This is a genomic window from Luteimonas sp. Soil_N_1 (genome assembly GCF_057656255.1).
The window spans coordinates 191,328-217,200 of sequence record NZ_JBDGKS010000003.1; the positions used below are offsets into that span (position 1 = coordinate 191,328).

The 25,873-nt window shown below is 65.9% G+C and carries 28 protein-coding genes and 1 pseudogene; 14 read left to right on the forward strand and 15 right to left on the reverse strand.

Annotated elements, in window-relative coordinates; genetic code table 11:
• The first annotated feature begins 8 nt into the window (after nucleotides 1–8).
• Nucleotides 9–302, forward strand: a complete 294-nt coding sequence (locus AC3A4E_RS16680) for a hypothetical protein (RefSeq protein WP_487632601.1) — start codon at nucleotides 9–11, stop codon at nucleotides 300–302.
• Here AC3A4E_RS16680 and hglS read toward each other — a convergent pair.
• The gene (hglS, locus tag AC3A4E_RS16685; protein WP_487632602.1) at nucleotides 292–1,677 is read right to left on the reverse strand and encodes a 2-oxoadipate dioxygenase/decarboxylase HglS; all 1,386 of its coding nucleotides are present in this window, start codon (nucleotides 1,675–1,677) and stop codon (nucleotides 292–294) included. The two genes, AC3A4E_RS16680 and hglS, sit on opposite strands and share 11 nt — an antisense overlap.
• Nucleotides 1,678–1,862: 185 nt before the next feature.
• Between hglS and AC3A4E_RS16690 the strand changes: the two genes are divergently transcribed.
• A complete protein-coding gene (locus tag AC3A4E_RS16690) occupies nucleotides 1,863–2,288 on the forward strand; it encodes a hypothetical protein (RefSeq protein ID WP_487632603.1) in 426 nt (141 codons plus the stop codon).
• Nucleotides 2,289–2,295: 7 nt separating this feature from the next.
• On the opposite strand, the gene AC3A4E_RS16695 is transcribed toward AC3A4E_RS16690, so the two are convergent.
• From AC3A4E_RS16695 to AC3A4E_RS16725, 7 genes are all read right to left on the reverse strand, one after another.
• Nucleotides 2,296–3,657, reverse strand: a complete 1,362-nt coding sequence (locus AC3A4E_RS16695; RefSeq protein WP_487632604.1) for a leucyl aminopeptidase family protein — start codon at nucleotides 3,655–3,657, stop codon at nucleotides 2,296–2,298.
• Nucleotides 3,658–3,670: 13 nt separating this feature from the next.
• On the reverse strand, nucleotides 3,671–4,384 hold the full coding sequence (locus AC3A4E_RS16700) for an HAD family hydrolase (protein WP_487632605.1): 714 nt from the start codon (nucleotides 4,382–4,384) through the stop codon (nucleotides 3,671–3,673).
• A gap of 115 nt (nucleotides 4,385–4,499) precedes the next feature.
• Complete coding sequence (locus AC3A4E_RS16705; RefSeq protein WP_487632606.1) at nucleotides 4,500–5,621, reverse strand: AI-2E family transporter; 1,122 nt, start codon at nucleotides 5,619–5,621, stop codon at nucleotides 4,500–4,502.
• 22 nt (nucleotides 5,622–5,643) lie between these two features.
• Nucleotides 5,644–6,240: a protein sip-5 gene (locus tag AC3A4E_RS16710; RefSeq protein ID WP_487632607.1), complete on the reverse strand. Its 597-nt coding sequence runs from the start codon at nucleotides 6,238–6,240 to the stop codon at nucleotides 5,644–5,646.
• Nucleotides 6,237–6,779 (reverse strand): phage holin family protein, encoded by a 543-nt coding sequence (locus tag AC3A4E_RS16715; RefSeq protein WP_487632608.1) that lies wholly within the window; start codon nucleotides 6,777–6,779, stop codon nucleotides 6,237–6,239. The genes AC3A4E_RS16710 and AC3A4E_RS16715 overlap by 4 nt, the downstream gene beginning before the upstream one ends.
• A gap of 12 nt (nucleotides 6,780–6,791) precedes the next feature.
• The gene (locus tag AC3A4E_RS16720) at nucleotides 6,792–7,151 is read right to left on the reverse strand and encodes a hypothetical protein (protein ID WP_487632609.1); all 360 of its coding nucleotides are present in this window, start codon (nucleotides 7,149–7,151) and stop codon (nucleotides 6,792–6,794) included.
• 61 nt (nucleotides 7,152–7,212) lie between these two features.
• A complete protein-coding gene (locus AC3A4E_RS16725; protein WP_487632610.1) occupies nucleotides 7,213–8,640 on the reverse strand; it encodes a Do family serine endopeptidase in 1,428 nt (475 codons plus the stop codon).
• A 520-nt stretch (nucleotides 8,641–9,160) separates the two neighbouring features.
• Between AC3A4E_RS16725 and AC3A4E_RS16730 the strand changes: the two genes are divergently transcribed.
• The 8 genes and pseudogenes from AC3A4E_RS16730 to AC3A4E_RS16765 all read left to right on the forward strand — a co-directional run bounded on the left by AC3A4E_RS16730 (nucleotide 9,161) and on the right by AC3A4E_RS16765 (nucleotide 16,491).
• Nucleotides 9,161–9,826, forward strand: a complete 666-nt coding sequence (locus AC3A4E_RS16730; RefSeq protein ID WP_487632611.1) for a hypothetical protein — start codon at nucleotides 9,161–9,163, stop codon at nucleotides 9,824–9,826.
• Between the two features lie 93 nt (nucleotides 9,827–9,919).
• Nucleotides 9,920–10,418: pseudogene (locus AC3A4E_RS16735) on the forward strand (TSCPD domain-containing protein); the annotation flags it as partial.
• 276 nt (nucleotides 10,419–10,694) lie between these two features.
• Nucleotides 10,695–12,455, forward strand: coding sequence for a retron Ec67 family RNA-directed DNA polymerase/endonuclease (locus AC3A4E_RS16740; protein WP_487632612.1), 1,761 nt, complete (start codon nucleotides 10,695–10,697; stop codon nucleotides 12,453–12,455).
• Between the two features lie 113 nt (nucleotides 12,456–12,568).
• The gene (locus AC3A4E_RS16745) at nucleotides 12,569–13,291 is read left to right on the forward strand and encodes a hypothetical protein (RefSeq protein WP_487632613.1); all 723 of its coding nucleotides are present in this window, start codon (nucleotides 12,569–12,571) and stop codon (nucleotides 13,289–13,291) included.
• A 128-nt stretch (nucleotides 13,292–13,419) separates the two neighbouring features.
• Nucleotides 13,420–13,773 carry an FKBP-type peptidyl-prolyl cis-trans isomerase gene (locus AC3A4E_RS16750; RefSeq protein ID WP_487632614.1) on the forward strand — a complete coding sequence of 118 codons (354 nt, stop codon included), beginning with the start codon at nucleotides 13,420–13,422 and terminating at the stop codon, nucleotides 13,771–13,773.
• 237 nt (nucleotides 13,774–14,010) lie between these two features.
• Entirely contained in the window at nucleotides 14,011–14,457 is a 447-nt protein-coding gene (locus tag AC3A4E_RS16755) for a BON domain-containing protein (protein ID WP_487632615.1), read from the forward strand.
• Between the two features lie 588 nt (nucleotides 14,458–15,045).
• On the forward strand, nucleotides 15,046–15,963 hold the full coding sequence (locus AC3A4E_RS16760; protein ID WP_487632616.1) for a hypothetical protein: 918 nt from the start codon (nucleotides 15,046–15,048) through the stop codon (nucleotides 15,961–15,963).
• A gap of 150 nt (nucleotides 15,964–16,113) precedes the next feature.
• Nucleotides 16,114–16,491, forward strand: coding sequence for a hypothetical protein (locus tag AC3A4E_RS16765; protein WP_487632617.1), 378 nt, complete (start codon nucleotides 16,114–16,116; stop codon nucleotides 16,489–16,491).
• A gap of 64 nt (nucleotides 16,492–16,555) precedes the next feature.
• Here AC3A4E_RS16765 and AC3A4E_RS16770 read toward each other — a convergent pair whose 3' ends face one another.
• Nucleotides 16,556–17,317, reverse strand: a complete 762-nt coding sequence (locus tag AC3A4E_RS16770; protein ID WP_487632618.1) for a nuclear transport factor 2 family protein — start codon at nucleotides 17,315–17,317, stop codon at nucleotides 16,556–16,558.
• Nucleotides 17,318–17,514: 197 nt separating this feature from the next.
• On the opposite strand from AC3A4E_RS16770, the gene AC3A4E_RS16775 reads away from it, so the two are divergent.
• Together AC3A4E_RS16775 and AC3A4E_RS16780 are read left to right on the forward strand one after the other, a co-directional pair.
• A complete protein-coding gene (locus AC3A4E_RS16775; RefSeq protein ID WP_487632619.1) occupies nucleotides 17,515–18,027 on the forward strand; it encodes a hypothetical protein in 513 nt (170 codons plus the stop codon).
• Nucleotides 18,028–18,340: 313 nt separating this feature from the next.
• On the forward strand, nucleotides 18,341–19,540 hold the full coding sequence (locus tag AC3A4E_RS16780; RefSeq protein ID WP_487632620.1) for a hypothetical protein: 1,200 nt from the start codon (nucleotides 18,341–18,343) through the stop codon (nucleotides 19,538–19,540).
• 184 nt (nucleotides 19,541–19,724) lie between these two features.
• On the opposite strand, the gene AC3A4E_RS16785 is transcribed toward AC3A4E_RS16780, so the two are convergent.
• From AC3A4E_RS16785 to AC3A4E_RS16795, 3 genes are all read right to left on the reverse strand, one after another.
• Entirely contained in the window at nucleotides 19,725–19,976 is a 252-nt protein-coding gene (locus AC3A4E_RS16785; RefSeq protein ID WP_487632621.1) for a hypothetical protein, read from the reverse strand.
• Entirely contained in the window at nucleotides 19,976–20,689 is a 714-nt protein-coding gene (locus AC3A4E_RS16790; protein WP_487632622.1) for a pseudouridine synthase, read from the reverse strand. The genes AC3A4E_RS16785 and AC3A4E_RS16790 overlap by 1 nt, the downstream gene beginning before the upstream one ends.
• A gap of 429 nt (nucleotides 20,690–21,118) precedes the next feature.
• On the reverse strand, nucleotides 21,119–21,736 hold the full coding sequence (locus AC3A4E_RS16795) for a TetR/AcrR family transcriptional regulator (RefSeq protein WP_487632623.1): 618 nt from the start codon (nucleotides 21,734–21,736) through the stop codon (nucleotides 21,119–21,121).
• 121 nt (nucleotides 21,737–21,857) lie between these two features.
• Here AC3A4E_RS16795 and AC3A4E_RS16800 point away from each other — a divergent pair, with 121 nt between their 5' ends.
• Nucleotides 21,858–23,003 carry an MBL fold metallo-hydrolase gene (locus AC3A4E_RS16800; protein WP_487632699.1) on the forward strand — a complete coding sequence of 382 codons (1,146 nt, stop codon included), beginning with the start codon at nucleotides 21,858–21,860 and terminating at the stop codon, nucleotides 23,001–23,003.
• Between the two features lie 153 nt (nucleotides 23,004–23,156).
• Here AC3A4E_RS16800 and AC3A4E_RS16805 read toward each other — a convergent pair whose 3' ends face one another.
• Nucleotides 23,157–23,387: a hypothetical protein gene (locus AC3A4E_RS16805; protein WP_232133964.1), complete on the reverse strand. Its 231-nt coding sequence runs from the start codon at nucleotides 23,385–23,387 to the stop codon at nucleotides 23,157–23,159.
• Between the two features lie 129 nt (nucleotides 23,388–23,516).
• The gene (locus AC3A4E_RS16810; RefSeq protein WP_487632624.1) at nucleotides 23,517–24,410 is read right to left on the reverse strand and encodes a LysR family transcriptional regulator; all 894 of its coding nucleotides are present in this window, start codon (nucleotides 24,408–24,410) and stop codon (nucleotides 23,517–23,519) included.
• A 113-nt stretch (nucleotides 24,411–24,523) separates the two neighbouring features.
• Here AC3A4E_RS16810 and AC3A4E_RS16815 point away from each other — a divergent pair, with 113 nt between their 5' ends.
• Entirely contained in the window at nucleotides 24,524–25,633 is a 1,110-nt protein-coding gene (locus AC3A4E_RS16815) for an aldo/keto reductase (protein ID WP_487632625.1), read from the forward strand.
• 15 nt (nucleotides 25,634–25,648) lie between these two features.
• On the opposite strand, the gene AC3A4E_RS16820 is transcribed toward AC3A4E_RS16815, so the two are convergent.
• A complete protein-coding gene (locus AC3A4E_RS16820) occupies nucleotides 25,649–25,789 on the reverse strand; it encodes a hypothetical protein (protein WP_487632626.1) in 141 nt (46 codons plus the stop codon).
• Between the last annotated feature and the right edge of the window lie 84 nt (nucleotides 25,790–25,873).

Genomic DNA, 25,873 nt, shown 5'->3' on the forward strand with positions numbered 1-25,873 from the left:
CTTTAGTTATGACCGCTATCGATACTGGCTCACAAACCCGAAAATCTCTAATGCTTGATCAGCGTGAGTACGCTCGGATCACCGCGCTAGCAAAGGAAGCCAGGGTCGCTCGGCCTGTAGTCATTGAAGCAATGCTCGATCTCGTCGATGTCGAAAAGCTTAGAGAAAGCTTGGTTGTACGCAGACAAGAGAAACGAGCGGATAGCGCTGAAGACAGAAAGAAGCGTGAGGTCCTTGCATCGATGGCCAAAGATCTCACCATGGAAGAGTTGATGGCGATAATGGAGAAGCTCAGGAAGTGACGCGGCTTTGTTGTCTGCAGCCAGTCGCCACCAGCGAGCCTTCTTCGATCCGCGCGTAGATCTCGAACTCGTCATGCACGCCCGCACCGAGTGCGGCTTCGAACGCATCGCGATTCGACTGCGCCGCAAAGGCGCGCTGTTCGCCGCCGCCAAGATTCGACTGGAAGATGCCGGCCGCGCTGACCGGCAGGAAGTCTTCGTAGACCACCGGGTCGGCGGTCACGAGCCCGGCGGCGATCGCATCGTCGACGCTGCCGCGCGCGACGGCCGAAGGATCCGCACGCCCCGCATCGGTCAGCGCGTAGCGGTAATAGCCGAGGCCCTCGCGGCGCAGCGTGTCGTCGTCGTCCGGGAAATCATCGAATGCCGTGGCCAGCCGCGTGCCGTAGTCGCCGGTGCTGCCGGCGCCGCCCGCCTCGCGCGCACGCGCGAGCAGGCTGTCATAGAGCGCGCGCCCCTTGCGCGTCAGCGCGAGGCCGCGCTGTTCGATCTCGCCGAAGCGCGCGGTGTGCGTGCCGGCGTCGGCGCTGTCGCCTGCCGGAAACAGCACCGGCTCCTGCAGCGCCTTGAAGCTGGTCTGGCGCAGCAGGATCGGGCAGCGACGGCGCGGCGGGCCTTCGATCACCGCCTTGGCGTCGATGCCGCGCGCCTGCATCGCGTCCTGCGCGGCGTCGATGTCGAGCGTGCGCGGGGTCAGATGGTTGATGTGCGGGCCGCGGAAGCAGACCACGTCGGCGATCAGGCGATGCGCGGACAGCAGCGCCTGGTAGGTCGCGTGCGACACGGTGGCTTCGCTGTGCCAGCGGAACGTCTCCAGCGCTTCGGCAACGAATTCGTCGGCTTCGTCGGCAGTCAGCCCACCTGCCTGCTCGAAGCGTTCGACCAACGCGAGCGCGCGCGGGGTAAAGATCTCGCGCGCTTCGAGAATCGCGGCCGCTTCGTCGCGCAGCGCGACGTCTTCGATCAGTTCCAGCCGCAGCAGCGACGTGAACACCCGGAACGGATTGCGCGCCAGCGCCGCGGCATCGACCGGGCGGAACGCGGTCGCGTGCACCGGCACGCCGGCGACGGCGAGGTCGTAGTAGCCGACCGGATGCATGCCCATCACGGCGAACAGGCGACGCAGCGTCGCGAGTTCGCGCGGCGTACCGACGCGGATCGCGCCGTGACGTTCCGCGTCCAGCCGGTCGAGCGCATCGCTGCGCTGCAGGCGCGCGGCCAGCGAGGGATCGTTGGCCAGCGTCGCGGCATTCACCTCCGACACCAGTTCCATCAGCGTGCCGTACAGCGGTACCTCGTCGCGGTACATGCGGGACATCGCCTGCGCGAACAGGCTGCGGATCTCGTCGGGGGACAGGTGCGTCGAAGCGTTCATCAGGACCGGGCGCGGCACCGGGTGCGTCCCGGCGAAGCATCCATTTTCGCCTGTCGGTGGCGGCTGCGGGAACCTCGCGGCATCGGCGCGTCGCGTCCGCTTCAGGCTGCGGACTGCCGGCAGGTCCGCATGCGACACGCTGCTACGCTATGCCACCGCCGCCGTGTGACCCGAGGACCAGACCGATGCAGACCTCCATGCCCCTGGGCGCCCGCGTGGTCGCGCTGATCGCGCTGCTGTGGAACCTGTTCGGCCTGCTGGTGTTCGTCCTGCAGATCTCGATGACGCCCGAGCAGCGTGCCGCGCTGCCGTTGGACCAGCAGCAGATCAATGCGGCGATGCCGATGTGGATCTACGGCGTGTTCGGGCTGGCGACATTGACGGGCGCGGCCGGCTCGGTCGCCCTGCTGTTCGCACGCCGCTGGGCGGAGCCGATGCTGCTGGTGTCGTTCGTCGCGATTGTCGTGCAGATGGCGGCCAGTTACGCACTCACGCCGGTCTGGGCGCTGACCGGGATGCGCGGCGCGGGTCTGCCGCTGTTGTTGATCCTGATGGTTGCAGCGGTGTGGCTGTTCGCACGCGGCGCTGCGCGCCGCGGCTGGCTGCGCTGACGCAGCCTCAGACGCGCGACTTCAGCAAGGCCCACGCCGCGCGCAGGCCCAGTGCCTCGCCGCCCTGCGGATGGCCCGCGCGGCTGCTGTCGTTCCAGGCGTAGGTGTCGAGGTGCGCCCACGGTGTCTCCGCCGGCACGAACCGCTCGAGATACAGCGCCGCGGTGACTGCGCCGGCCATGCGTGAGCCCGCGTTGGCGAGATCGGCGATGCCGCTGGTGAGGTAACGCAGGTACGGCCGCCACAAAGGCATGCGCCACACCGGGTCACGCGTCGCTTCGCCACCCGCCATCCAGGCGTTCGCCAGCGCATCGTTGTTGGAGAACAGCGCGGGCAGATCCGGGCCGAGCGCGATGCGCGCCGCGCCCGTGAGCGTGGCGAAATCGAGAATCGTGTCCGGCGACTGCTCGCCGGCGAAGGTCAGCGCATCGCACAGCACCAGACGGCCTTCGGCGTCGGTGTTGTCGATCTCGACGCTGATGCCCTGACGCGTGGCGATGACTTCGCCCGGACGGAACGCATCCGGGCCGATCGCGTTCTCGACCGCCGGCACCAGCAATGTGATGCGCAGCGGCAGCTTGCGCGCCATCACCAGTTCGGCCAGCGCGATCGCGTGCGCCGCGCCGCCCATGTCCTTCTTCATGTTGCGCATGCCGTCGGCCGGCTTGAGGTCGAGGCCGCCAGTGTCGAAGCACACGCCCTTGCCGACGATGGCGATGTGCGGATGCGCGGCGTCGCCCCAGGTCAGATGCAGCAGGCGCGGCGCGCGATGCGAGGCGCGGCCGACCGCGTGGATTGCCGGGAAGTTCCGGTCGAGCAGTGCGTCTCCGACGATGCTGTCGAAGGTCGCGCCGTGCGCCTGCGCGATGTCACGGACCACGGCTTCCATCTGCTCCGGGCCCATGTGCTCGGTCGGCGTGTTGACCAGATCGCGCACGCGCGTGGTTGCGGCGATGACGTCGACGGTCTCGGCATCGGCTACGTCCACCGCAAGGCGCGCCGGCTTGCGCGCGGTCGTCTTGTAGCGGGTGAAGCGGTACGCGCCCAGCCCCCAGCCGAGCTGCAGCGTCGCCGCGTCGTGCGCGCCGGCCACGCGCCAGTCGCCTTCCGGCAGGCCATAGACCGCATGCGCGTAGCTGTCCGGGTCGCGCGCATCGCCGATGCCGATCACCGCGCCTTCGAGGCCACCGTCACCCGGCAGCAGCGCCAACGTACCGGGCGCCGCGTCGAAGGCCTGCGCATCGAGCCAGGCCTGCACGACGGCCGGCTGCGTGTCGCGCCAGGCGGCGTAACCCTCGCGCGCGACGATGTGCAGCGGGCGTGCGTCCTGCGAGGCGGTGGCGAAGAGGTCGGTCGTGGTGTCGGTCATGGGAAAGCCAGTGTCAGGTGCGGTCGGCGATGGTCGGTACGGCGTCGAGCCAGTCGGCGAGCGCGGTGAGCGTGTCGAATTCGAGATCGGGCGTGAGCGTCGGATGCTCCCAGCGCCGGTCTTCGCGATTGATCCAGCAGGTGCGCAGGCCTGCGCGCGCGGCGCCGGCGACATCCATCTCGATGTGGTCGCCAACGTGGAGCACGTCGCCATGCGCGCAGCCGAGTCGATCGCAGGCGGCGTGGAAGATGCTCGCGTCCGGCTTGGCGACGCCGTGCTCGCGCGAGCCGAGGGTGAACGCGAACAGATGGCCGATACCGACGCGATCGAGATCCGCATTGCCGTTGGTCACCGCCGCCACCGGCACCCGCGCCGCGATGCGCTCGAGCGCGGCGAGGCTGTCGGGGTAGTACTCGACCTTGTTGCGCTCGGCATAGAACACCTCGTACGCCGCATCCAGCAGTCCGAGATCGCCGCCACTGTCGCGCAGCGCGTGTTCGATGGTCAGCTGCCGAAGCGCGGACAGGTCATGCATCAGATGCGCGTTGTCCGCGAACACCCGCGTGCGCAGATCGCGCATCTTCTCGATCGGATACATGTCCGCGGTCGCCGGACTGTGTGTCCGCAGGAAGGCATCGAGTGTCTGCTCGACCCGCGCGCCGATCGGCGCGAACGGCCAGAGGGTGTCGTCGAGATCGAGGGTGATGGCGCGGATCGGGAACGTCATGCGGGCATTGTAGCGGGTGGGATTTGAAGCCCCTGCAGTCGCAGACGTGCATGCCGGGCTCTTGTCGCGACGTCCGCGGGCACCCGTCGATGTCGATCTGAAACCAGACAGACAACTAGGCCAGCAGCCGCGCCCAGCCCTCGAAGCCTTCCACCCGCGCCAGCACCAGTTTCACGCAGACGATCAGCGGCACCGCAAGCAACAGCCCGACGATGCCCCACATCCAGCCGAACAGCATCAGCGCCAGGATCAGCATCAGCGGGGAGATCGCCATGCGGCGACCGAGCACGATCGGGGTGACGAACTGGCCTTCGATCGTGTGCAGCAGCAGGTACACGGCGGCTGGAATCACCGGCGCCCAGGCCGCGTTCGGCCAGGTGCCTTCGTAGCTGACGAAGCCCATCAGCAGCATCAGCAGCACACCGATCAGCGGGCCGACATACGGTGCGAAGTTCAGCAGCGCGACGACGGTGCCCCACAGCAGGGCGTCCTGCAGCGGCAGCTGCATCCACACCAGCACGCCGGCGAACACGGCGCCGAGCAGGGTGTTGATGATCGAGATCGTCAGCACGTAACGTGAAATCTCGCGCTCGATGGATTGCATGATGTCGACGGTCAGCTTGCGCCGCTGCCGGTCGGGCAGCATCGCGATCGCGTTCTTCTGCAGGTTCTCGCCGTAGACCATGAAGAAGAACGTCAGCAGCACGACTGCCAGCACGGAGGCCAGCATCTTCGGCGTCGCGACGATGGTGCGCCACGAGCTGTTGTCCTGGATCTGCACGAGCTGCACGCGGCGCTGCGGACGATCTTCGGTCGCGCGTGCGAAAGATTCGGCGGCCTGGCTGGCCTGGTGTACCGGTTGGGTCATCGCCTTGAGGCGGGGCGCAAGCGTGCGCAGCGTTTTCGGTGCCTGCTGCACCCATTCGCTGGCCGGACCGTAGAGCTGCAGGCCGAGTGCGCCGGCGCCGGCGATGCCGATGCTCAGTACGAGCAGGGCGCCCAACATGCGCGGGATCCAAAGACGGCGCAGCGCCCGCAATACCGGATTGCCGACCAGGGCGAAGAACACGGCCAGCAGGATCGGCAGGATCACCGTCTGCGCGGCCCACAGCGTCGCCAGGACGGCGAGCGTGGCCAGCACGATGATGGCGGTCGATGCGCGCGGACGCGGCGTGACCGGTGTGGGCACCGGTAGCGGCGCGTCGTCCTCCGGCGGTGGACTGACGGGGGTGCTCATCGGCGGTCAGGGAATCGGGCGCTCAGCGCCCGGATTCCGACAACTCGGTCGCTGCCTCGGCGGGGCGCGGCTGCTCCGACAGCACCGGGTCCGGACGACCGCGGTCCGTCCGCGGTGCCGCAGCGCCCGTGTCAGGCGTCGGCACCGGCTGTGCAGGACCTTGCTGCTGCGTGGCACCGGCCGCGGCCTGTACCTGCACGGCCGCGGCGGCACCGGCGGCTGCGGCCGCCTGGGTGTCGGCGGTGCCGTCGGTCTTCGCCGCCACGTTGTCCGCAGCGGCATCGGCGGTCTGCGCGGCATCGTCCGCGGTCTCTGCGGCTTTCTCGGCAGTCGCCGCAGCCACGGTCGCCTGCACCGACGTGAGCAGGCCCGACAGCGCGCTGATCAGCTGGATGGATTTGGGTCCGCCCAGCTTGCCGAGACGTGTCAGCGCACGGCGCGGTTCCAGATGTCCGGTGGCGAAGCCCATCACCAGACCGGCGATGACGATGCGCGGCGGTGTCCAGGCTTCACGCCAGCTGGTGCTCAAGGCGCGGTAGCGGTCTGTGGTCTGCACCGCGCGACCGTCCACCAGAGACTCGGCGCGTTCGACGCGGTTCTTGAGGCCTTCGAAATTCATGGCGCGCCCACCTTGTCCGTCTCCGACTTCTTCGAAAACGATGACGACGGATGGTCGGCATCCTCGTCCTCGTCATCGTCCTGCCCGGCTTCGGAAAACATGCCCAGGCGCGCGAGCTGACGACGCGTGGCATGCATGCCGGCGTAGTCGAAGAACACCGAGACACGCCAGGCGGCGATCGCGGTAACGATCAGGCTGATCAGTGTCGCGATGGAAATCGAAGCCAGCCACGACAGGCCCCACGACTGCAGCAGTGCAATCGCTGCGCCCATGGCGAGCAGCCAGGCCGACGCACCGAACACGACCGACACGGCCGACCACGCCAGCGCACGCCCGAGGGCACTGCGCGACAACGCGAAATCGGCCGACACCAGCTTGCGCAGGGCGCGGCCGCTGTCGAGTCCGGAGCTGAAGGTTTCAGTCGCCGCCGCACGGATGCGGCGGATGCTTTCGTCGAGGTGTGGTGCTTCGCCGGGCGCACGTTGTGCGCTGCCGGCGGGTTCCTCGCGCGGGTCTTCCCCGGGCACGCGCTCGGTCATGGAACGGCGCGCTTACTTGCCGCTGCGCGCGAGCTTGGCGATGATCCAGCCGGCCGCGAACGCGGTGCCGAATGCAGCGATCGGACGTTCGCGGATCAGGTCTGCGGCGCTTTCGACCAGGTCGCGGCCCTTGTCCAGGATCACGTCGTACTGTTCCTTTGCAGCGCTGCCGCCTTCCTCGAACGCGGCCACGCCGGCAATCGCCGAGTCGGCCAGGTCGGACTTCACGGTCGCGCGGCCGAGCTTGAGCTCGTCGCCCGCCACATTGGCGGCGTTCTTGACGGCGGCACCGGCATCACGCGCGGCCTGCGCAAGGTGCGAGCCGGCCTCGCCAAGATGGGTCTTTACCGCGTCGGTCGAAGTGGGGCTCATGGTGGTGCTCCTGTCGGTTGGACGATGCCGCGCGAAAGGCGCGACATACGGGGGATCGGGGTCAACGCATGATCACGTCGGCGATGCGTCCACGGCGTGAAATGCGCAGCACCAGATCGGATGGCCGGTCGGCCAGCGAGTCGCGGAAACCGGCGAGATCGCGGAACTGGCCGCTGTTCGCCGCGAGGATCAGGTCGCCATCGCGCAGGCCGCTCTGGAACGCACGGCTGGCCGGATCGACCTTCTCGACCAGCACACCACCGGCGCGCTGGTTCTGGCGACGCAGGGCTTCGGGCAGGTCGGCGAACGTCGCGCCGGTCAGGCGTGCATCCACGCTTGCGCCGTCGCGCGGCAGCGCGGTGAGCCGTGTCTCCACCTTGACCGTGCGGCCGTCGCGCAGCACTTCGAGCGCCACCGGCGTGTCGAGCGCCTGCAGGCCCTGGAAGTTGCGCAACGACTCGCTGTTGTCGATGCGTTCGCCATTGGCCGACACCACCACATCGCCGGTACGCAGACCCGCGCGCGCCGCCGGCGAGCCACCGTAGACGCGCGTGACCACGGCGCCGCGCGGATTGTCGAGTCCGAGGCCCTGGGCGATGCGCGCATCCACCGTCTGGGTGTCGATGCCCAGCGTGCCGCGCTGCACGCTGCCGGTCGTCGCCAGCTGCATCATCACGTTGCGGGCCAGGCCGATCGGAATCGCAAAGCCCAGACCGATGTTGCCGGCCATGCTGCCCTGCGTGTTGAAGCTCGCGGTGTTGATGCCCACCAGCTGGCCGCGCAGGTTGACCAGCGCGCCGCCGGAGTTGCCCGGGTTGATCGACGCATCGGTCTGGATGAAGTTCTGGAAGCCCACGCCCGGCACATTGCTGCGGCCGACCGCGGAAATGATGCCCGAGGTCACCGTCTGGCTGAAACCGAACGGATTACCCACCGCGACGACGAAGTCGCCGACCTGCAGGTTCGCGTCCTGCGCCAGCGGAATCGCGGTGAGGTTGTCGGCCTTGATCCGCATCAGTGCCACGTCGGTGTCGACGTCGGACCCGATGAACTCCGCTTCCACCGTGCGGCCGTCGGCCAGCGTCACCGACACGTCGTCCGCGCCTTCGATCACGTGGTGGTTGGTCAGCACATAACCCTGCTGTGCATCGACGATCACGCCCGAGCCCAGCGACTCGTTGATCCGCTCCTGGCTCAGTTCGGGAAACATGCGACGGAAGAACGGGTCGTTGCCGAACGGACTCACCCGCACGCGCTGCTTGGTATGGACCGACACCACCGACGGCGTCACCGTCTTGAGCATCGGCGCCAGCGACGGGAGCGGCTGGCCTTCGACCGCCAGCGGCAGCGCCGCCATCGTCGGCACTGCGGCGACCGGGGCAGGCGCGGCGCCGGCCGGCTGTTGCACCACGTCGCGGATCGCGGTCGCGGCGAAACCACCGAATGCGGCGGCACAGGTCAGGGCGAGGAGGGTGGTCTTGGCGCGCATGGAGCATTCCCTGTCGGCGGTGCGTGGTGATCGATGTCGAGCGTGGAAGTTCGGACGTGGGCGGTCAACACCGGTCGCCGCCGAGGTCTGAAGTGTGGCGCGCCACGTTTGAATCGGTGTTGAAAGGACGCGTCATGTTAGTGCCTGCCGGTGCCGGCGCATCCGCGCGTCCCGTGTCGGCTGCGAGGTCCCGATATTCCGTTGCGGGATTCCGGTCGATGACGCCACCGGCCAGGTCGCACCGGCGGCAGTGTCACCGCGGTCCGTATCGACGTCCGGACCGCACGCGACGATGGAGCGCACACGCCGCCGCGAACGCTCGAAATTCCCGTGCCCGACGCCCAGGTGTCGACGCAGGTGCCGATGCAACCCTTGTGTATTCCACATGCCATTCCCCAGACCGGACGGCGTTCCACGGATCCATCGCTGCGCAGCGAGTGCCCCGCGCGCGCATGCTTCGCGCTACATTTCCGCCACGGGCACTGGGCTCCGTACACGATCACTGACGAGGACACCCACAATGAGCAATGGAAACGGGGTCGCGGAGACCCTGACGCACGCTGCAGAAGACGTCGCCGAGAAGGCGAAGGAAATCGTTGCCGAGGTCAAGAAGCGCGCTTCCGCCGCCGCCAAGTCGGCGAAGAAGAGCGCGCAGGACGCGGAGAAAACCGTCACCAAGCGCGTGACCAAGGTGCGCAAGGCTGCGACCAAGCGCGCCGAAACGGCGAGCAAGGCTGTGAGCAAGCGCGTGTCCGCGGTGAAGAAGAAGCTCGCCGCCGTCAAGGCAAGCGCGACGGCCGATATCGCCGCCGCCAAGCGTGCAGGTGCGGGCAAGAAGACCGCCGCCAAGAAGGCCGCCAAGAAGACGACAGCCAAGAAGGCGACTGCGAAGAAGGCCACGGCCAAGAAGGCAGTCGCGAAGAAGGCAGTAGCCAAGAAGTCGGTCGCGAAGAAGGCGCCGGCGAAGAAGGCTGCGGCCAAGAAAGCCGCGACCACCCGCAAGGTCAACGCGACCAAGAAGACCGTCAAGAAAGCGGTGAAGAAGGTCGCGAAGAAGGCCGCCGCCAAGACCGCGACCGCCAAGCGCAGCGTCGCTGCCCGCAAGGGCGTCGCGAAGAAGACGGTGAAGACCGCCAAGCGTTCGGTTGCCGCAAAGAAGGGCGCCGCCAAGCGCGCGTCGAAGTAAGGCCTGATCCATCTGCTTGAAGCCCCTCTCCCTCGGGGAGAGGGGTTGAGGCGAGGGCCGCAGCTCGCCGCATTTCCTCAGCCCGCGCGCATCATCGACTCGAAGTCGACTGACCACTTCCAGTGGATCGTCGCGCTGACGCGCATCATGTCCGCCGTGCGCCGTAAAGGCAGCGACGTGACATTCCCGGTCGAGGAAATGTGCGCCGTGTTTGACCCCAAGGGCGGCTATTTCAAAGCCGGTGGCGTGTACATGCCGTCGCTGGTCGTCGAGCTCGGCATGATCCTCAAGTGCCACCTCAAGTCCATCAGCATGATGCACGACCCGGAAATGTCCGACGCGAAGAAAGCCCTGATCGCCGAGAACCGCAAGCAGATCGCCCGACGCGAAGGCTCAAAAAAAAGAGTGACGTGAGCGGTGCGCCGCGCGCGCTCAGCCGTGCCGACGAGCATCCCGAAGACATGAGATCACCGGCGACGGCGCGAGCTTTCCGCCGTCCGCGACCATTTGCCACAAGTGCAGCACGAAAGGGCTGGTGCTGATGGATGGGTGTGCGACGTGTTTGAACCGTGGGTATTCGAAGTACGGGTAATAGATCAGACCAGGCATTCGCCTTAGAAGTCGGACGGATAACTTTTAGGGCCTCTTCGGTCAGTCTTGAAAATTTCAGAATCATGTTTGGCGGTCAGCCATTTAATGTTAGACTTTTATCCGGACTCGCGGATAGATTTTTTGCCATTGTTTCGTGGCATGTGAAAAAAATGTCCGGAGATATGCCCTCGGATGTCCTCTGTTCAACGTATGGCGCGATGTATCAGCCAGGGAGTATCCGCGAGTCCTCTTTATTTAGATGCGGATTTGGCAGATGATGAAGAAAGCTATTGTTACGCCTGCTTTAGATTCGCTTAGAAGTGTCGGGAGTCTTCGGCAGCTGGCGCCTCTTCTTGGTTTGAAGCCATCGGTGCTGGCGATGCAGCTCTACAAGAAAGATAAAAGGACTGTTTGGTATACGTCCTTTGAGATAAAGAAGAGGCATGGCGGGGTGCGTGTGATTTCCGCTCCCGAGAAGCATCTTAAGTTGATCCAATCTAGGCTTTCCGTTTTGTTGCAGGATTGCCAGAACGAAATATCTCTTATAGACGGTCATCCGGAAGGCCCTAAGAATTTCGGGATTGCGCACGGCTTCAAGCGCCACCACACGATATTGACTAACGCGCGCCCACATGTGGGGCGCCGCTTTGTATTCAATGTAGACTTGGAAAACTTCTTCGGCGCAATACATTTTGGTCGAGTGCGGGCCTTTTTTTCTAAGAACAAGAATTTCATGCTGCCATCGAAGGTGGCGGAAATAATTGCTCATATTGCGTGCTATCAAGGGGCGATTCCGCAGGGTAGTCCCTGTTCTCCCGTGATTTCCAATCTAATTGTCCATTCTATGGACACGAGACTTGCATTTCTTGCGGCTAAATCCGGCGTAAATTACACTAGATACGCTGACGATCTTACGTTTAGTACGAACCGTCCAAGTTTTCCAGGTATATTCGCGATTAATCCGCTTGGTGGAAGTGATTGGGAAGTTGGCGGAAAGCTGCTTGAGGTCGTAGAGAGAAGCGGATTCTCCATAAATGACAAGAAAACAAGGATGCAGTACAGGGATTCCAGGCAGGACGTGACTGGGATTACTGTGAACGAGAAGGTCAATGTGTCTGCCGCCTACAGAAAACGCACCAGAGCCATGGTGGATCGGACTTTCAAAACTGGAGCATTTGAGTTCGAGTATAAATTTGTTGACGCGGCCGGAGTTGAGTTAGTAAATAAGATGCCAGGCTCGCCAAAGCAGCTCTTGGGTCGTCTTACGCATATTGACTGGGTTGATCGATTCAGTGTTTCGCTGCGAAAGCTGAACGACGATTCGGAGGAGATGCCTAAGGGGCGGGTAAAATTGTTCCGGGACTTCATGTTTTATTACAACTTCTACATTCCTAACGAGCCAATTATCGTTTGTGAAGGTAAGACTGATAATATTTATCTGCGCTGTGCTCTGCGATCTAGATTCAAAAAGTTTCCGCTACTGATCGAGGCAGCTGATCCGCCTAAACCTAGGCTAAGGTTCTTCAAGTATTCAGATCGCCGAACGAGCGATGTAATGGGGATATCAGGTGGCGTCGGCGGAATCTGCAAGCTTCTTAAAAATTACTCTGACAACTTGCATAGATGGGAGTCGCTGCCCAGGCCCCAGCATCCAGTAATTATAGTTATCGATAATGACTCAGGATCCACAAAGATCTATGAAGCGATATCTGGGATAACGAAGAAGAAGAAGCCCAAAGGGTTCGCGAATTTTATACATGTGGTGGGTAACGTGTACGTAGTCCCGACACCTCCGGTGGATAAGAAGAAGGACACCGATATCGAGTGTCTTTTCGACAGTAAAGCATTGGAAATAAAGTTGTCTGGTAAAACCTTTAATAAAGGTAAGGAGCTTGACGATGCGAGTGAGTATGGTAAGTCAGCATTTGCGGTCAATGTAGTCGCTAAGAACAGCAGTAGCATTGATTTTTCTGGGTTTGATCCTCTGCTCGAGCGGATCAACGAAGTGGTTTTGGATTATTCGAAGGCAGCGAAGTAGCAATTTTAGAATATGTAGAAAGCGTTTCTTTTGGAGATTTATTTAGTAAGTGGCGAGTGCTGTGGGTTTGCTTAAGGTAGTGGCCTAGCAAGCTCGTATTGCTTGGTTCACTTATGGACGTCGCACTCGACGGATTTAAACGCAAGGAAGTATTTGGCTTGGATGGTCGGCCGCTTGCACTGAGCTTCGCCATCTTGGACGCGCGCATTGAAGCGATGTCGGACGGCTCCGGCTCGATACTCAAGACGCCGCGCATCATTTTTTGGCTCAACATCCTCGGATCGATTGCGATCGTCTTCGGACTGCTGCCGTTTCTGCTGGTGCAGTTCCTGATACCGCAGTGGTGGATGGTGCGGATGGCGCAGATTGGCGTGTGGAGCGCGGGTGTGTTGTACGCGCCCGGTATTCTTCGTGGCCTCATTGTCATGGCACGCGAGTTCTGGCACTGGCGCATCAAGCTTGTAGAGCAGAGCGACCACGATCTCGCGCAGTTCCGCGGGTTGCGGACGTGGCTGCAGACGTTCCCCCGTACCGAGCTGGAAGCACACCGCAACTTCGCGCGGTTCTCCCACGAGCGCCTTGGATCGAAACTGGTGTTGCTGATGGGTGGAATCGAGCGCGCCGGCATCCTGCCAGTGCTGGTCGCGGCGTTCTTCCTGCTGCGCGAGGTCGATGGCCTCGGGATCGAATCGCTCGCTGACGTGCCGCTCTGGCAGGGCGTACTGGCGCCGTTTCTCGTCGTCACCTGGTGGATCGGCGTTATCGCTGTCCGCATGCGACTGACGCATGAGCTGTACACGATGGTGCTCACGGATGCGCTGGAGCATCGCGACTGACGGCTTTCAAGCACGACGTGCTGCTAGGAGAGCGGTGGGGCTGCAAGTCAGAACCCGTTTCAGAATGCCGGAGCCCAACCCGCCCGCTAAACTGCGCGCCCGTTTCCGCATTCGACAAGGATCCCGCCATGACCTCAATCACCACGCCGTCCGGCCTGCAGTACGAAGACACCGTCGTCGGCACGGGCAAGGAAGCGCAGCCCGGCCGCAATGTGACCGTGCATTACACGGGCTGGCTGTACGAGAACGGCGTGCAGGGCGCGAAGTTCGATTCGAGCAAGGATCGCGACGAGCCTTTCATCTTTTCCCTGGGCGGCGGCATGGTCATCAAGGGCTGGGACGAAGGCGTGCAGGGCATGAAGGAAGGCGGCCAGCGCACGCTGATCATTCCGGCCAGCCTGGGTTACGGCGCACGCGGTGCCGGTGGCGTCATCCCGCCCAATGCCACGCTGAAGTTCGACGTCGAACTGCTGGGCGCCTGAAGCCGGCGGCGCACGCACTCAAGGGCGGGTCATGCGGTGACCCCCTCTGCGGCGAAAGGGTAACGGTTGGTGCGCAAGCGCCATGCGTGAGGAAGCGCGCAGTGGCCGTAGGTGGAGTTTCTTCGCGACGGTGTCACGAACGTAAACGTGCGTTCGCATATTCAGGACGTTCCGTCACGCGCACCACGCATCGCACCGTCGACACTCGGCGCCACACCCCAGACGCTGGAGTTCTAGATGACTTCCAATATTGCCCGTATCCCGCTCGCCATCGCGATGTCCTCCATGCTGGCGCTCGCCGTCGGCTGCTCGAACGACCGTGCTGTCGATGACCCGGCCATGGCACCGGCCAACGATCCGGCGATGCAGACGCCGCCGCCTGTCACCGCACCGGCCGACACCACACCGGCTGGCACCACCGCGACCGGCATGAACGACGGTATGGATTCCGAGCAGCCGGGTACCGACACCTGGATCACCACCAAGGTGAAGTCCTCGCTGCTGGCGGATTCCGACGTCTCGGGTCTCGACATCCAGGTCGAAACCGTCAATGGCGTCGTGACGCTGACCGGCAATGTCGATCAGCAGGCGCAGATCGCCGAGGCCACCCGCATCGCGCGTGAGATCGAAGGCGTGACGAACGTGGTGACCACCGGTCTGACCACCGCGCCGGCCAACCGCTGATCCGGGTTGCTGCGGGTCGGGCTTACGGGCCCGGTCCGCACGCACCGCAGATCAGGTTGTGCCATGCAGATGCCGCGCACCTTCGGGTGTGCGGCATTTTCTTTGGGCGTTGCAGTGCAGGATTTTCCTGCCCCGACGTGTGACTGGAAAATCCGTGCCGCGCAGCGGTGCGCACACCGACACCTGCCTGGCGTCGGGCGCAAGGCAGCCGCAGTGTCGGCGCCTCGAGGATGCACACCGGACGCGACGCGGGACATCCCGGTGGCATGTGCATCGGCGTGATGACGGTGCGGGTGCGGCTCGCGTGCGAGCCTGACGACCGGGTGCTGTCGGATGCGTTGGATCGAGCCGGGTGTCCACCTGAAGGTTGGATTCCCGTCTGCGACCGACGTCGGGGAAGGGCGCCGCACCGGGTTTCCCGACGCGTCAACAGGCAGGCGGTCACAGCAGGCGCGCCGTTCGGCGTGCGAGGATGCGCGACGGAATCGGGGGAGGAGCAGGATGCTCGGCTGGCTGTTGGGACGGAAAACGCGCGCGACGCAGACGGTGCCGGAGACGCGCGCCGTGGAGGCACGCAGACCTGTGCAGATGCATTGGCGCACCGGCATGGCGTTGCCCGTGCCGGACTGGTCGGCGATGGGCGCCGGGCTTCCCGACGATGCGGACGATGCATGGCTGCACGACCACTACGACGCGGCAGCGGCGCACTGGCTCGACGTGCTGGCCGATGCGTTGCCTGCTGACTACCGGCAGACCGGCACGACCGACTTCCTGCTGCTCTCGGCGCAATCGGCTCGCGAGGCCGCACTGGTGCTGCGCAGTTGCACGCAGGCGCTGCGGGCGATCAAGGCGAGCCTGGGGCCTCTGGCCAGCGATGACGGACTGGGGCGCCACGTCGTGCTGGTGTTCGCCAGCCAGGACGACTACTACGCCTACCTCTCGCAGTACCAGAACGCAGACGACGACGCGCCGATGTCCAGTGGCGTTTTCATCAATGCCGGTTACGGACATTTCGCGAGCTGGCACGACGGGCTGGACGAACTGGAGGCGGTCGTCGTCCACGAGCTGACGCACGCGCTGCTGGCGCACCTGCCGATGCCGGACTGGTTGCACGAAGGTTTCGCGGTGAACGTGGAGCGCACCTTGCTGCCCCGGCTCGCCGACCCGCGCCTGGCGCTGTACAGCCCGGAGGAGATGGCTGCGCGGCACGCGGACTGGTGGGACGCGACGACGATCCAGGCGTTCTGGTCGGGCGACGTGTTCCAGTCCGCGGGCGAAGGCGTCGAGCTGGCCTACGCGCTGGCGCAGGCGATCACCGCACTCGCCGCGCGCGAGGACGAGGCCGCGTTCCGCGCATTCGCGGCGAGCGCGGACAGGCGCGACGCCGGCAGTGCCGCCGCGATCGACGCGTTGGGGTATCCACTTGAACATCTGGTCGAGGCAGTGCTGGGGCCGGGCGACTGGGCGCCGAAGCTGGACACGTTGGCGGCCGTCGACACGGCCTGAGTGGAAGGGCCGCGATTGCGGGTGTGGCGCGCAACTGCGGCGCCAGATGCCCTGAGCCCCAGACCCCGGCATTGGGTCGCCTTCCGCCGCAGGCACGGGCTGTCTGGCTGAACCGCGTCAGCAGTCGCTGCCACCGGAACCGCGCTGTGCATGCACAGCCGCCGCCGGCAGGCCCGCAGCGGCGCATACTGCCGCCCTCCATCCGCCGGCCACGCACTCATGATCGACCCGATTCCGTTGGAAGACCTCGCGCTTCTCGACGTCCTGCAGCAGATCAGCCAGGCCAGCGAAACGACGCCGGTGGAAGCGGAGATGACACGGCGGCTGATCGAAGGCGCGCTTGTCGAGGATCACGAGGACGGCGTGCGGCTCACCCATGCCGGCATCGCACTGTGCAAGTCGCTGCAGCACCGGGTGGCGGCGGACAAGCTGGCCAGCGAGATCATCGACAAACGTGAAAGCGCGGCCGGCAACCTGCGCCCGCTGCCGGGCGAGCATCCGCTGGTCGAGCCGCCCACCGTTGCGTGACGCAGGGCGGCGCGTGTTCGACACGCAGCCGCTTCGTACGACGCCTCAAGCCGATCGCAGGCGCTCATCGCTCCCGGACGGCGCGCTCGCTCTGCACGCCGTTCTCGAAGACGGTCAGCGCATCCGGCGATGACGCGGTGGCTGTTTCGAATTCGAAGCGAAGATCCCGTTCCTTCGCGAAGAAACGGGTCGCGGACTCTGGATACAGCGCCACGACGAAATCACCTGCGGTCAGCTGAAGGTGATCGCCTTCGACGGTGACCGAGATCGCGCCGATGTGCGCGGATCGATACCGGCCTGCGTAGGCCGCGAGCGTCGCGGCAGGCAGCAGGAGTGCCGGCGGTGGTGTGTACGGCGCCGGCCCATGTGCGTAGCTCAGGACCCGGTGCATCTGCCAGCGGCCGTCCTGGAATCGCCAGAGATTCGTGAACCCGGCCTGCCCGTCCAGACGCTCCTGCATATCGCCGTGGCGCACGTGGAAATGATGGCGCCCGGAGAGAATCGCGTAGCCGTCGGCCAGTGGATGGAAGGCCAGGCTGTCGTCGATGACCTCGCGTCGCACGCGCAGGTCGGGCGTCGCGCAGGGACCGTTGCGCAACGAATCCACGACGCCTGCGCGCGACGTCGTGCGCCCGGTTGTGTCGTGATAGAACTCGACGTCTTCGGTCAGCAGCGCGCCGATCGCCGTCATGTCGCAGGCGTTGTAGGCATTCCAGAACGCGGCGTCGGCAGTGCGCACATCGCGTTCGACGTCGGGGGTCTGTGCGGTCGCCGCGGCGTTCGCGATCAGCAGCACACAGGCAGCGGCACAGCGGGCGATGGCCATCGGATGCGTGCGCGTTGGAAGGGCGCCCAACGTAGCGGCACCGGGTGTGGGGCGCGTCAGCCGGAAGACACCCTGCCGGATGGCGTGACGGTTGCATGGACGGGTGTGCGAGTGCCACGCGACGGTCTGGCCGCTGCGGCGCGCGAACGCCGTTCTTCCGGCAGACGTGTTTGCGATCCAGCGCAGGGGACACACCGATGTTCGTTCCGAAATGGCTGTTGGCGATCGGGTGCGTTGCATTCGTCGCGCTCGCGACCTGGACCGGGCTGTTGGCGAACGGTCGCAATCCATTGCCGTTTCCCGACGGCGGCTCGCGGATCTTCGCGGCCGCTTCGCCGGAGGCCAAAGCGGCGATCGTCGAAGTGCTGGCCCGCAACGGGCTGCGGGAACGGTTCCGGTTCGATACCGGTGGCGTGCTGCGATCGATCCTGTTCGACGGCACGATCATCAACTGGTCCGCGCCCGACGTGACACGCAGGCTGCAGGGCGCGACATCGGCCATCGGCCTGGTCGCCGACGATCCCGTCGTACAGGCCGAAGACGCCGCTGCCGTTCTGCGATCGCATGGCTTCAGCGCCGACGTGATCCAGGACGCGGAACCGGGTGTGCCGGTCGTGTTCCTGCTGACCGACGCGATGCCCGGGACGGTGCTCAACTTCCGCCGGCACGTGATCCACATGCCGCGACCGTCGAAGCCATCGACGCGATGACGAGGGCGCGGCGCCTGCAGTAGCGGCATCGGGCCTGCGTCGGAGACCCTATGCTCCGGCCGCTCCTTTGTCGCCGGCTGCGGCGGGTCCGTGCGCCGGCCGGGCACGGTCGTCTTCGCATCCAGCCGGTCCCAAGGTGCGCCCGCCTACACAGACGCCACGGGTTCGGCCATCATCGGCGCCGGGGAAATGCAGTGGTTCCGCACTGCATGCGATCACAGGGGGATGTGATGCACGGATGGCGTTCCGAAGGGAGCGCGGCACTGGCCGCGCGCGCAGGCAAGCGCAATCGATCGATGACAGGGTGGCGCGCATGAGTGTGCTCGTGCGCATGGCCTGCATGCTGGCCGTCACCTACGCAGGGCACTTGTGGCTGAGCAGTGCGTTCGGACCTCCGCAGGCCGGAAGCCTGTGGGCGAAGGGCCAGGAGATCGTCGCGGTGCTCGCAGCAACCGAGGTGCAGGGCTTCGAATGGTGGGTGGTCGCCATTACCGCCGTCGTGACAGTACTCGCCGTGATCGCAATGCCGCTCGTGCCGATGTGGCTGGCGTGGTGGTTCGTCGTCCGCGGAACGTTCTGGACGTTCGTGTTCGGCGCCACAGGCGCGCTCGTTCTGGCGCCGGTGATGCGATTCGTCCCGGGGGCGGGTCAGCCGACCTGGTGGCTGGCGGGCCTGTTCGCGCTCACGCTCGTGGTGCTGATGACGATGGCGGTGCGCCGCACGTTCAAGGCGAACGACATCCTCATCGAGGACGGTGGCGACCACACGTCGCTGCAAGACGGTTATTCCACCCGCGTGATGCCGCGTGGCCGGATGCTGTGCGAGACAACGCCGGACACGCGTACGGAAGAGCGCTGGGGCGGCGGCAGCTACACCACGTACCAGAGCGTCCCGGTGACGAGTTATGGCGCCGGGGGCACGTCGTACGGCACCGCACAGGTGGCGGTGAGCAATTCGGCGCCGGTGTACAGCTACTCGGTGCTCAGACAAACAGGCCGGACGTCCTACCGCTTCCGCGAGGTGGGGCCGCACCACGCGCTGCAGAGCGCCGACAAACCGAAGGGCGTCATCGTCGAAACGCCTTCGGCCGGGTCGCTGGAACAGATCTCGTTCGTGCTCGGTGGATGGGCGTCGCTTCGACTGGACTGGTGGATGTTGTTGCGCGGCCGGTTGTTCTTCCAGAAGGTCTGGATCAACCAGGCGTCGCGGAAGATCCAGCAGGCGGCCAAGCAGCACCTGGCCCAGATGAAGAAGCGGTACGGCCGGTTCAATCGCCACAGTCTCACGATGGACGCGGAGCTTGGGCTGGTGCGCTTCGTCGGAAGCTCGAAGCAGAAGGTGTTCGTGTGCAGTCGCGATCCGGCGGTGGATGTCGGCATCGATGCTGCCGACGCACCGGCGCACTGGCAGAGCCCGCGCCTGGTCGTGGACGGCCATGCATTCGCGCCCGGCAGCGACGTCGGGGCGCAGCTGGACAAGTGGAGCAAGGTGCAGGCGCTGCGCACGAAGTAGCGTGCGTGCCCAGTCGAGGCTGCGCAGGTAGGCGATCGGCGAGGCGCCGTCATGGCGGAACGTCATCGGGTCGGCCCGTTCGCCTCCCTCGCACCTGCGTTCGAGTCTGGGCAGGCCGCCTGGCGGTACCACTGGAGAAGACCCGAGGTCGGTTGCCCCGGGTGCTGCGCGCGCTGGGGTCGCGTCAGGTGTCCGTGTCGATGACCGCATCCAGCCGGTCCGACGGCACCATGTAGCCTGCGGCCTCGACCGCATCGCGGACGTCCAGCAGCGCGGCGCCGAGTGCGTCGAGGTCCGCCGTCTCCGCCATGCCGACGATCGCGATGCAGCGGTCGTTGAACCACGTCCAGAACTGGCGGTAGGTGCGGCCCTGCCAGTGCACCGGACCGATGCCCTGGTAGAGCTCGCCGACGGCGATGGTCAGCGCATCGTGCATCAGAATTCCGCCTGTCCCGGCAGCAGGGCGCGCAGTTCCGCGTCGGTGAGGTTGCGCCACTGGCCGGGCTTGAGGTGCGCGAGTTTCACCGGTCCGATGCGCACACGGATCAGCTGCTTCACGCGCAGCTTGAAGTACGCGGCCATCAGGCGGATCTGGCGGTTGAGCCCCTGCACCAGGGTGATGCGGAAGCCGAACTTGCCGAGCGGGGCGGTGCGGCACGGCAACGTGGTCTGGCCGTGCACCGGCACGCCACGCGACATGCCACGCAGGATGTCCGGGGTGACCGCATGGTTCACGGCGACCAGGTATTCCTTCTCCAGCTTGTTCTCGGCGCGCAGGATCGCGTTGACGATGTCGCCGTTGCTGGTCAGCAGGATCAGGCCTTCGGAATCCTTGTCGAGGCGGCCGATTGGAAAGATGCGTTCGCGATGGTCGATGAAGTCGACGATGTTGCCCTTCACCGCTGCCTCGGTGGTGCAGGTCACGCCGACCGGCTTGTTGAGCGCGATGTAGACGTGGCGGCGCTTGCCCGGTGCGGCGGTGCGCTGCAGCAGTGCCTGGCCATCGATCATCACGGTGTCGCCGTCGCCCACCTCGGCCCCCACGCGTGCGCGGATGCCGTTGACGGTGACCCGGCCCTCGCCGATGAGGCGGTCGGCTTCGCGCCGGGAGCAGGCGCCGGTGTCGCTGATGTGCTTGTTCAGACGCATGGACGGGTGCAGACGGGAATCGCGGAGGACGCGCAGTCTGGCAGATCGGTGCCGTGGCGCGCAGTGCGGGGCTGTCGTTCGTACTACGCCAGGACACCAGGACGCGCGCTGCGGACGCCGTCTGCGCGACCGCATGCACGCTCGGCAAGGCTCAAAGACCTGAGCGGCGGCGTCCGCATGCGGGGACGTCGTCCCGAATGGGGACTTACTCACGCCGGATGGCGAGGGCGCGAACGCCTCAGGGCGCGCCGAACCCCGAGCTCGAATGCGCGGCGCGTGGCGCGGCGACCTCATCGGCTTCATCGGCCGTCAGGATCGGGTCCCCGTGCGGCGCGGTGCATGCACCGTCGTCGGCAAGCGCAGTGTTGGCCTGCGAGGCGTCCGGGACTGCGTCGCGAGATAGAACCACTCCGCCGAGCGCGAACCGCCTCAGCTGTAACGCGCGAGAAACATGTCGACCGCGCCTTCGGCGACCTGGCGCTGCTGCGCCGCATCGAGCGCCGGTTGACCCATCGACATCTGCGGCCAGAACGCGAATCCCTTTACCAGCGATTGCAGCTGATGCGAGGCGAACAGCGGGTCGTCGATCTTCAGACGGCCATCGTTGGCGGCGGCGCGCACCCAGGTGGTGATGCCTTCCTCGCGATCGCCGAGGCGTTCGAGCATCTGCCGCGCGAGTTCGGGCGAATGCAGGCCGGCCGCGATGGCGACACGGGCGAGATCGACGAAATGCGGGTCGTCGAGCAGACGCAGTTTCTGGTCGACCAGTTCGAACAGCTGCGCGCGCAGCGGCCGGTCGGCGCGGTAGGCGAGATCGGGGCCGCCGACGCCACGCGCGAACATCTCTTCGAGGATGCGCAGGAACAACGCGTCCTTGCTCGGAAAGTGGTTGTAGACGGTGCGCTTGGACACGCCGGCTGCTGCTGCGATGCGGTCCATCGTGGTCGCCTCGAAACCGGCAGCGCGGAATTCGGCCACGGCGGCATCGAGGATCGCCGCGTGCTTGCGGTCGGTCAGGCGGGTCGGGGTGTCGTCGGATCCGGACATCACGCAAGTTTACACCGAGGGGTTTACTTTCCCGATTCGATAACTACACTGCACGGTGTAGTTCCTGCCCATGGATCCCCGAATGTCCGCGTCCTCCCCCGCCAAGCCACGCCGCCGGATCCTGCGTCGCCTGGTCCTGTCGACCCTGTTCGTCTTTGGAGTTCTCGCCGTGAGTGCCTGCACCCTGTCGTTCGTCCGTACCAGCCAGCCCGTTGCCGACCACGTGGCCTCGCCGCAATCGGCCGAGGGCCGCTTCCGCAATCCGCAGCCGCGCCCGCCGATGGGCTTCGCGAATGGCGCGAAGCTGTGGTGGGACTTCATGTTCAACAAGCCCGGCGGCACCACGCCGCCGTTGCCCACGCCGGTGCTGCCGATGACGCGCGCCGCGCTCGATGCCGCACCGGACCGCAGCCTGTATCGCCTCGGCCATTCGACGTTGCTGATCAAGCTGCGCGGCGGGTTCTGGATCACCGATCCGGTGTTCGCCGAACGCGCATCGCCGGTCTCGTTCGCCGGCCCGAAGCGCTGGCACGCACCGCCGATCGCGCTCGAGGATCTGCCGCCGCTGCGGGGCGTGGTGCTGTCGCATGACCATTACGACCATCTCGATCGCGAAACCGTCGTCGCCTTGTCACAGCGCACCGAGGTCTTCCTCGCACCGCTCGGCGTCGGCGATCGCCTCATCGCGTGGGGTGTGCCGCCGGACAAAGTGCGGCAGTTCGACTGGTGGCAGTCGGCGGAGATCGAGGGCCTGCGCTTTACCGCGACCCCGGCGCAGCATTTCTCCGGTCGTGGTCTGTTCGATTCCGATCGCACGCTGTGGGCGTCGTGGGTGATCGAGGATCCATCGCAGGGATCGGATGATGCCGGTCTGAAACTCTTCTTCAGCGGCGACACCGGTTACTTCGACGGCTTCGCCGAGATCGGCCGCCGCTTCGGACCGTTCGATGTCGCGGCGCTGGAAACCGGCGCCTACGACCGCCGCTGGGCCTTCGTGCACATGCAGCCCGCGCAGACCGTGCAGGCGCACGTCGACCTGCAGGCACGCGTGCTGTTGCCGGTGCACAACGGCACTTTCGATCTCGCGATGCACGCCTGGGATGACCCGTTCGAACGCGTCAGCGCGATCGCGGCCGAGCAGGGCGTGCGCCTCGCGACACCGCGCATGGGTGAGCGTGTCGATCTGACCGCGCCGCAGCCGGGCAGCGCCTGGTGGCGGGAGATGCGGCGCGAGCCGGCCGGGTCGAGCGAGGCCGCATTGCCCTGATCCGGGGACGTCACGCACGCGACGTGGCGTTCGATCGCGCCAGGCCTCTCGGATGGAATACACGCGTCGGGCGCTGGAGCCGTTGGTGTTCCAGCGCCCATCGAGCAGCGGGCATCCGCCATCGCGCGCGGGATGCCCGGTTTCGTGGATCGCTTACGGCGCGCCGAATCCGGGACTCGAGTGCGAGGTGCTGCGCGGCACCGACGTGTCGAGATCTTCGTCCGCGATCAGCGGATCGCCGTGCGGCGCGGTGCGCGCGCCTGCGTCCGGCAGCGATCGCAGGTCCTGCTGCGGCAGTACGGTCTGCGCATCACGCTTGCGCTTCCACGCGCGGAATGCGAAATAGCTCGCCGCGCCAGCGGCAACGATCCTCAACATTTTCATGACGGCTCCATCGATCGGGTGGGGATCGACAGGGTGGCGAGGGTGCGGTGAGCCGCACGTGACCCGCCAAATGCCGCGGGAGGACGTGGTGCGCATGATGCGATTCCGCCGCTGCGCAGCCTCTATGCATCAGTCCACGTGCCGCAAGGCATCGATCAGTGCCCGCAACGCTGGCGGTGTCTGACGGCGGCTCGGGTGATACAGGTGGTAGCCGGGAAACGTCGGGCACCAGGCATCGAGCACCTGCACCAGGCGACCGGTGGCGAGATCGTCGGCCACCTCATGGTCCATCACGTACCCCAGGCCCACACCGGCGCGCACGGCGGCCAGTGTCAGCGGCACTTCGTCGACGACCAGCGGGCCTTGGGTGCGCACGTTGTAGTCGCGACCATCGCGTTCGAACTCCCACGGCAGCAGACCGCCGGTGCTCTTGAGCCGGTAGCCGATGCAGGCGTGGCGATCGAGATCGCCGGGCGAAACCGGCGGTGCGTGGCGGGCGAAATAGTCCGGCGTGCCGACGACGATCGTGCGCAGGTCCGGACCGACGCGCACGGCGATCATGTCGCGGTCGACGTCTTCGCCGAAGCGGATGCCCGCGTCGAAGCCTTCGCCGACGAGATCGCTCAGGCCGTTGTCGATGCTCACTTCCACTCGCACGTCGGGATTGGCCAGCAGGAACGCCGGCAGTTTCGGTTCGAGCACCATCTGCGCTGCATAGGCGAACGTCGTGATGCGGACCGTGCCCGACGGTGCATCGCGCCAGTCGCCGAGTGCCAGCAGTCCGTGTTCGATCTCCGCGAGCGCCGGTGTCAGGGACCGCAGCAGGCGTTCGCCGGCCTCGGTCGGCGCAACGCTGCGCGTGGTGCGCGCGAGCAGGCGCACGCCGAGCCGCGTCTCGAGGCCGCGCATCGCGTGGCTCAGTGCCGAGGGCGACATGCCCAGCGTGCCGGCCGCCTTCGTGAAGCTGCGCGCGCGGGCCACGGCCGCGAATGCCAGCAGATCGTTGAGTTCGCCTCGTTGCATTGCTGCAGTGTGCTCACAAGGCCATGCGGCCGGCAACGGCTAATCCTGCGCGGCCATCGCAACTAGCCTGTGTGCACCTCGCCACCCCCGCGGCGCCACGACTGGAGATTCCCATGGACCTGACCCATTACCGCAGCCTCGGCCGTTCCGGCCTGCTGGTGAGCCCGCTCGCTTTGGGCGCGATGACCTTCGGGGCCGAGCGCTGGGGCACCGATGCCACCGCGTCGCGCGCCGTGTTCGACGCCTACGTCGAGGCAGGCGGCAACTTCGTCGACACGGCGGATCTGTACGCGGGCGGACGCAGCGAGGAGATGCTGGGCAACTTCATTGCCGATGCCGGGCTGCGGGATCGCATCGTGCTGGCCACCAAGTCCGGCTTCCCGCGTGGGCAAGGCAACGCACACGGCGGCGGCAACGGCGCGAAGAACATCCGCACCGCGCTCGATTGTTCGCTGACGCGCCTGCGCACCGATTACATCGATCTTTACTGGATGCACGTCTGGGACAGGCTGACGCCGCCGGAGGAAGTGCTGCAGACGATGACCGATGCGGTGCGATCCGGCCGCATCCTGCATTACGGCTTCTCGAACACACCGGCCTGGTACGTCGCGCGGGTGGCGACGCTGGCGCAGGCACACGGCCTGCCGGTACCGATCGGCCTGCAGTACCAGTACTCGCTGCTCGATCGCGGCGTCGAACTCGAGATCCTGCCAGCCGGCAATGCGCTCGGTCTCGGTCTGGTGCCGTGGAGCCCGCTCGGTGGCGGTCTGCTGACCGGCAAGTACGGTCGTGACAAGCTCGGCGATGCCGCGCGTGCATCTCGACTGCCTGGCGATGCGAGCGGCGCCAACCGGCCACGCAGCGATGACGACGGCCGCCTCGATGGCGACAACCCGTTCGGCGGGATGCTGTTCACCGAACGCAACTTCGACACCGTCGATATGGTGCGCGCGGTGGCCGACGAGATCGGCCGTTCGATGGCCGAGGTCGCACTCGCGTGGACGGCGCGACGCCCCGGCGTGTCGTCGGTGCTGGTCGGCGCCAGCCGCGTCGCACAGCTGCAGCAGAACATCGCGTCGCTCGATATCAAATTCAGCGCGGCGCAGCAGGCGCGGCTGGATGCTGCAAGCGTGCCGCCGTCGATCAATCCCTATTTCATTTTCCAGTTGCCGCCGCAGATGCGGTTCGGTGTCGAGCGTGCGACCGGCTGGGTCGCGCGCTGACGTTCGATCGCAGGCTCAGTGCGGGGTCTGCGCCGCCTTGCGGTCGAGCAGGTCGGCTTCGGCGCGCAGGACCAACATGCCGGTGCGCTCGCTGGCCGCGCTCTGCGTGGTGCCGGTGAGGAAACGCAGGCCATGCGCGGCGGAGCGCGTGTCCATCCCGGTCTGCAGGGGTTCGAGCGTGCGTGCGGCAATGGCGCCGTGCCGTACCGCGACGTGCTCGCCGCTCCCGCTGCTGCGGCG

Coding starts and splice junctions, on each gene's coding strand:
- AC3A4E_RS16725 (WP_487632610.1), bottom strand. CDS start 8,640: ATGCGCGCCAAGACCACCCTCCTCGCCCTGACCTGTGCCGCCGCATTC.
- AC3A4E_RS16810 (WP_487632624.1), bottom strand. CDS start 24,410: ATGCAACGAGGCGAACTCAACGATCTGCTGGCATTCGCGGCCGTGGCC.
- AC3A4E_RS16755 (WP_487632615.1), top strand. CDS start 14,011: ATGACTTCCAATATTGCCCGTATCCCGCTCGCCATCGCGATGTCCTCC.
- AC3A4E_RS16790 (WP_487632622.1), bottom strand. CDS start 20,689: ATGCGTCTGAACAAGCACATCAGCGACACCGGCGCCTGCTCCCGGCGC.
- AC3A4E_RS16730 (WP_487632611.1), top strand. CDS start 9,161: ATGAGCAATGGAAACGGGGTCGCGGAGACCCTGACGCACGCTGCAGAA.
- AC3A4E_RS16690 (WP_487632603.1), top strand. CDS start 1,863: ATGCAGACCTCCATGCCCCTGGGCGCCCGCGTGGTCGCGCTGATCGCG.
- AC3A4E_RS16820 (WP_487632626.1), bottom strand. CDS start 25,789: ATGGACACGCGCTCCGCCGCGCATGGCCTGCGTTTCCTCACCGGCACC.
- AC3A4E_RS16770 (WP_487632618.1), bottom strand. CDS start 17,317: ATGGCCATCGCCCGCTGTGCCGCTGCCTGTGTGCTGCTGATCGCGAAC.
- AC3A4E_RS16795 (WP_487632623.1), bottom strand. CDS start 21,736: ATGTCCGGATCCGACGACACCCCGACCCGCCTGACCGACCGCAAGCAC.
- AC3A4E_RS16780 (WP_487632620.1), top strand. CDS start 18,341: ATGAGTGTGCTCGTGCGCATGGCCTGCATGCTGGCCGTCACCTACGCA.
- AC3A4E_RS16720 (WP_487632609.1), bottom strand. CDS start 7,151: ATGAGCCCCACTTCGACCGACGCGGTAAAGACCCATCTTGGCGAGGCC.
- AC3A4E_RS16745 (WP_487632613.1), top strand. CDS start 12,569: ATGGACGTCGCACTCGACGGATTTAAACGCAAGGAAGTATTTGGCTTG.
- AC3A4E_RS16705 (WP_487632606.1), bottom strand. CDS start 5,621: ATGAGCACCCCCGTCAGTCCACCGCCGGAGGACGACGCGCCGCTACCG.
- AC3A4E_RS16785 (WP_487632621.1), bottom strand. CDS start 19,976: ATGCACGATGCGCTGACCATCGCCGTCGGCGAGCTCTACCAGGGCATC.
- AC3A4E_RS16700 (WP_487632605.1), bottom strand. CDS start 4,384: ATGACGTTCCCGATCCGCGCCATCACCCTCGATCTCGACGACACCCTC.
- AC3A4E_RS16695 (WP_487632604.1), bottom strand. CDS start 3,657: ATGACCGACACCACGACCGACCTCTTCGCCACCGCCTCGCAGGACGCA.
- AC3A4E_RS16805 (WP_232133964.1), bottom strand. CDS start 23,387: ATGAAAATGTTGAGGATCGTTGCCGCTGGCGCGGCGAGCTATTTCGCA.
- AC3A4E_RS16680 (WP_487632601.1), top strand. CDS start 9: ATGACCGCTATCGATACTGGCTCACAAACCCGAAAATCTCTAATGCTT.
- AC3A4E_RS16760 (WP_487632616.1), top strand. CDS start 15,046: ATGCATTGGCGCACCGGCATGGCGTTGCCCGTGCCGGACTGGTCGGCG.
- AC3A4E_RS16750 (WP_487632614.1), top strand. CDS start 13,420: ATGACCTCAATCACCACGCCGTCCGGCCTGCAGTACGAAGACACCGTC.
- AC3A4E_RS16765 (WP_487632617.1), top strand. CDS start 16,114: ATGCACAGCCGCCGCCGGCAGGCCCGCAGCGGCGCATACTGCCGCCCT.
- AC3A4E_RS16740 (WP_487632612.1), top strand. CDS start 10,695: ATGAAGAAAGCTATTGTTACGCCTGCTTTAGATTCGCTTAGAAGTGTC.
- AC3A4E_RS16710 (WP_487632607.1), bottom strand. CDS start 6,240: ATGAATTTCGAAGGCCTCAAGAACCGCGTCGAACGCGCCGAGTCTCTG.
- AC3A4E_RS16715 (WP_487632608.1), bottom strand. CDS start 6,779: ATGACCGAGCGCGTGCCCGGGGAAGACCCGCGCGAGGAACCCGCCGGC.
- hglS (WP_487632602.1), bottom strand. CDS start 1,677: ATGAACGCTTCGACGCACCTGTCCCCCGACGAGATCCGCAGCCTGTTC.
- AC3A4E_RS16815 (WP_487632625.1), top strand. CDS start 24,524: ATGGACCTGACCCATTACCGCAGCCTCGGCCGTTCCGGCCTGCTGGTG.
- AC3A4E_RS16775 (WP_487632619.1), top strand. CDS start 17,515: ATGTTCGTTCCGAAATGGCTGTTGGCGATCGGGTGCGTTGCATTCGTC.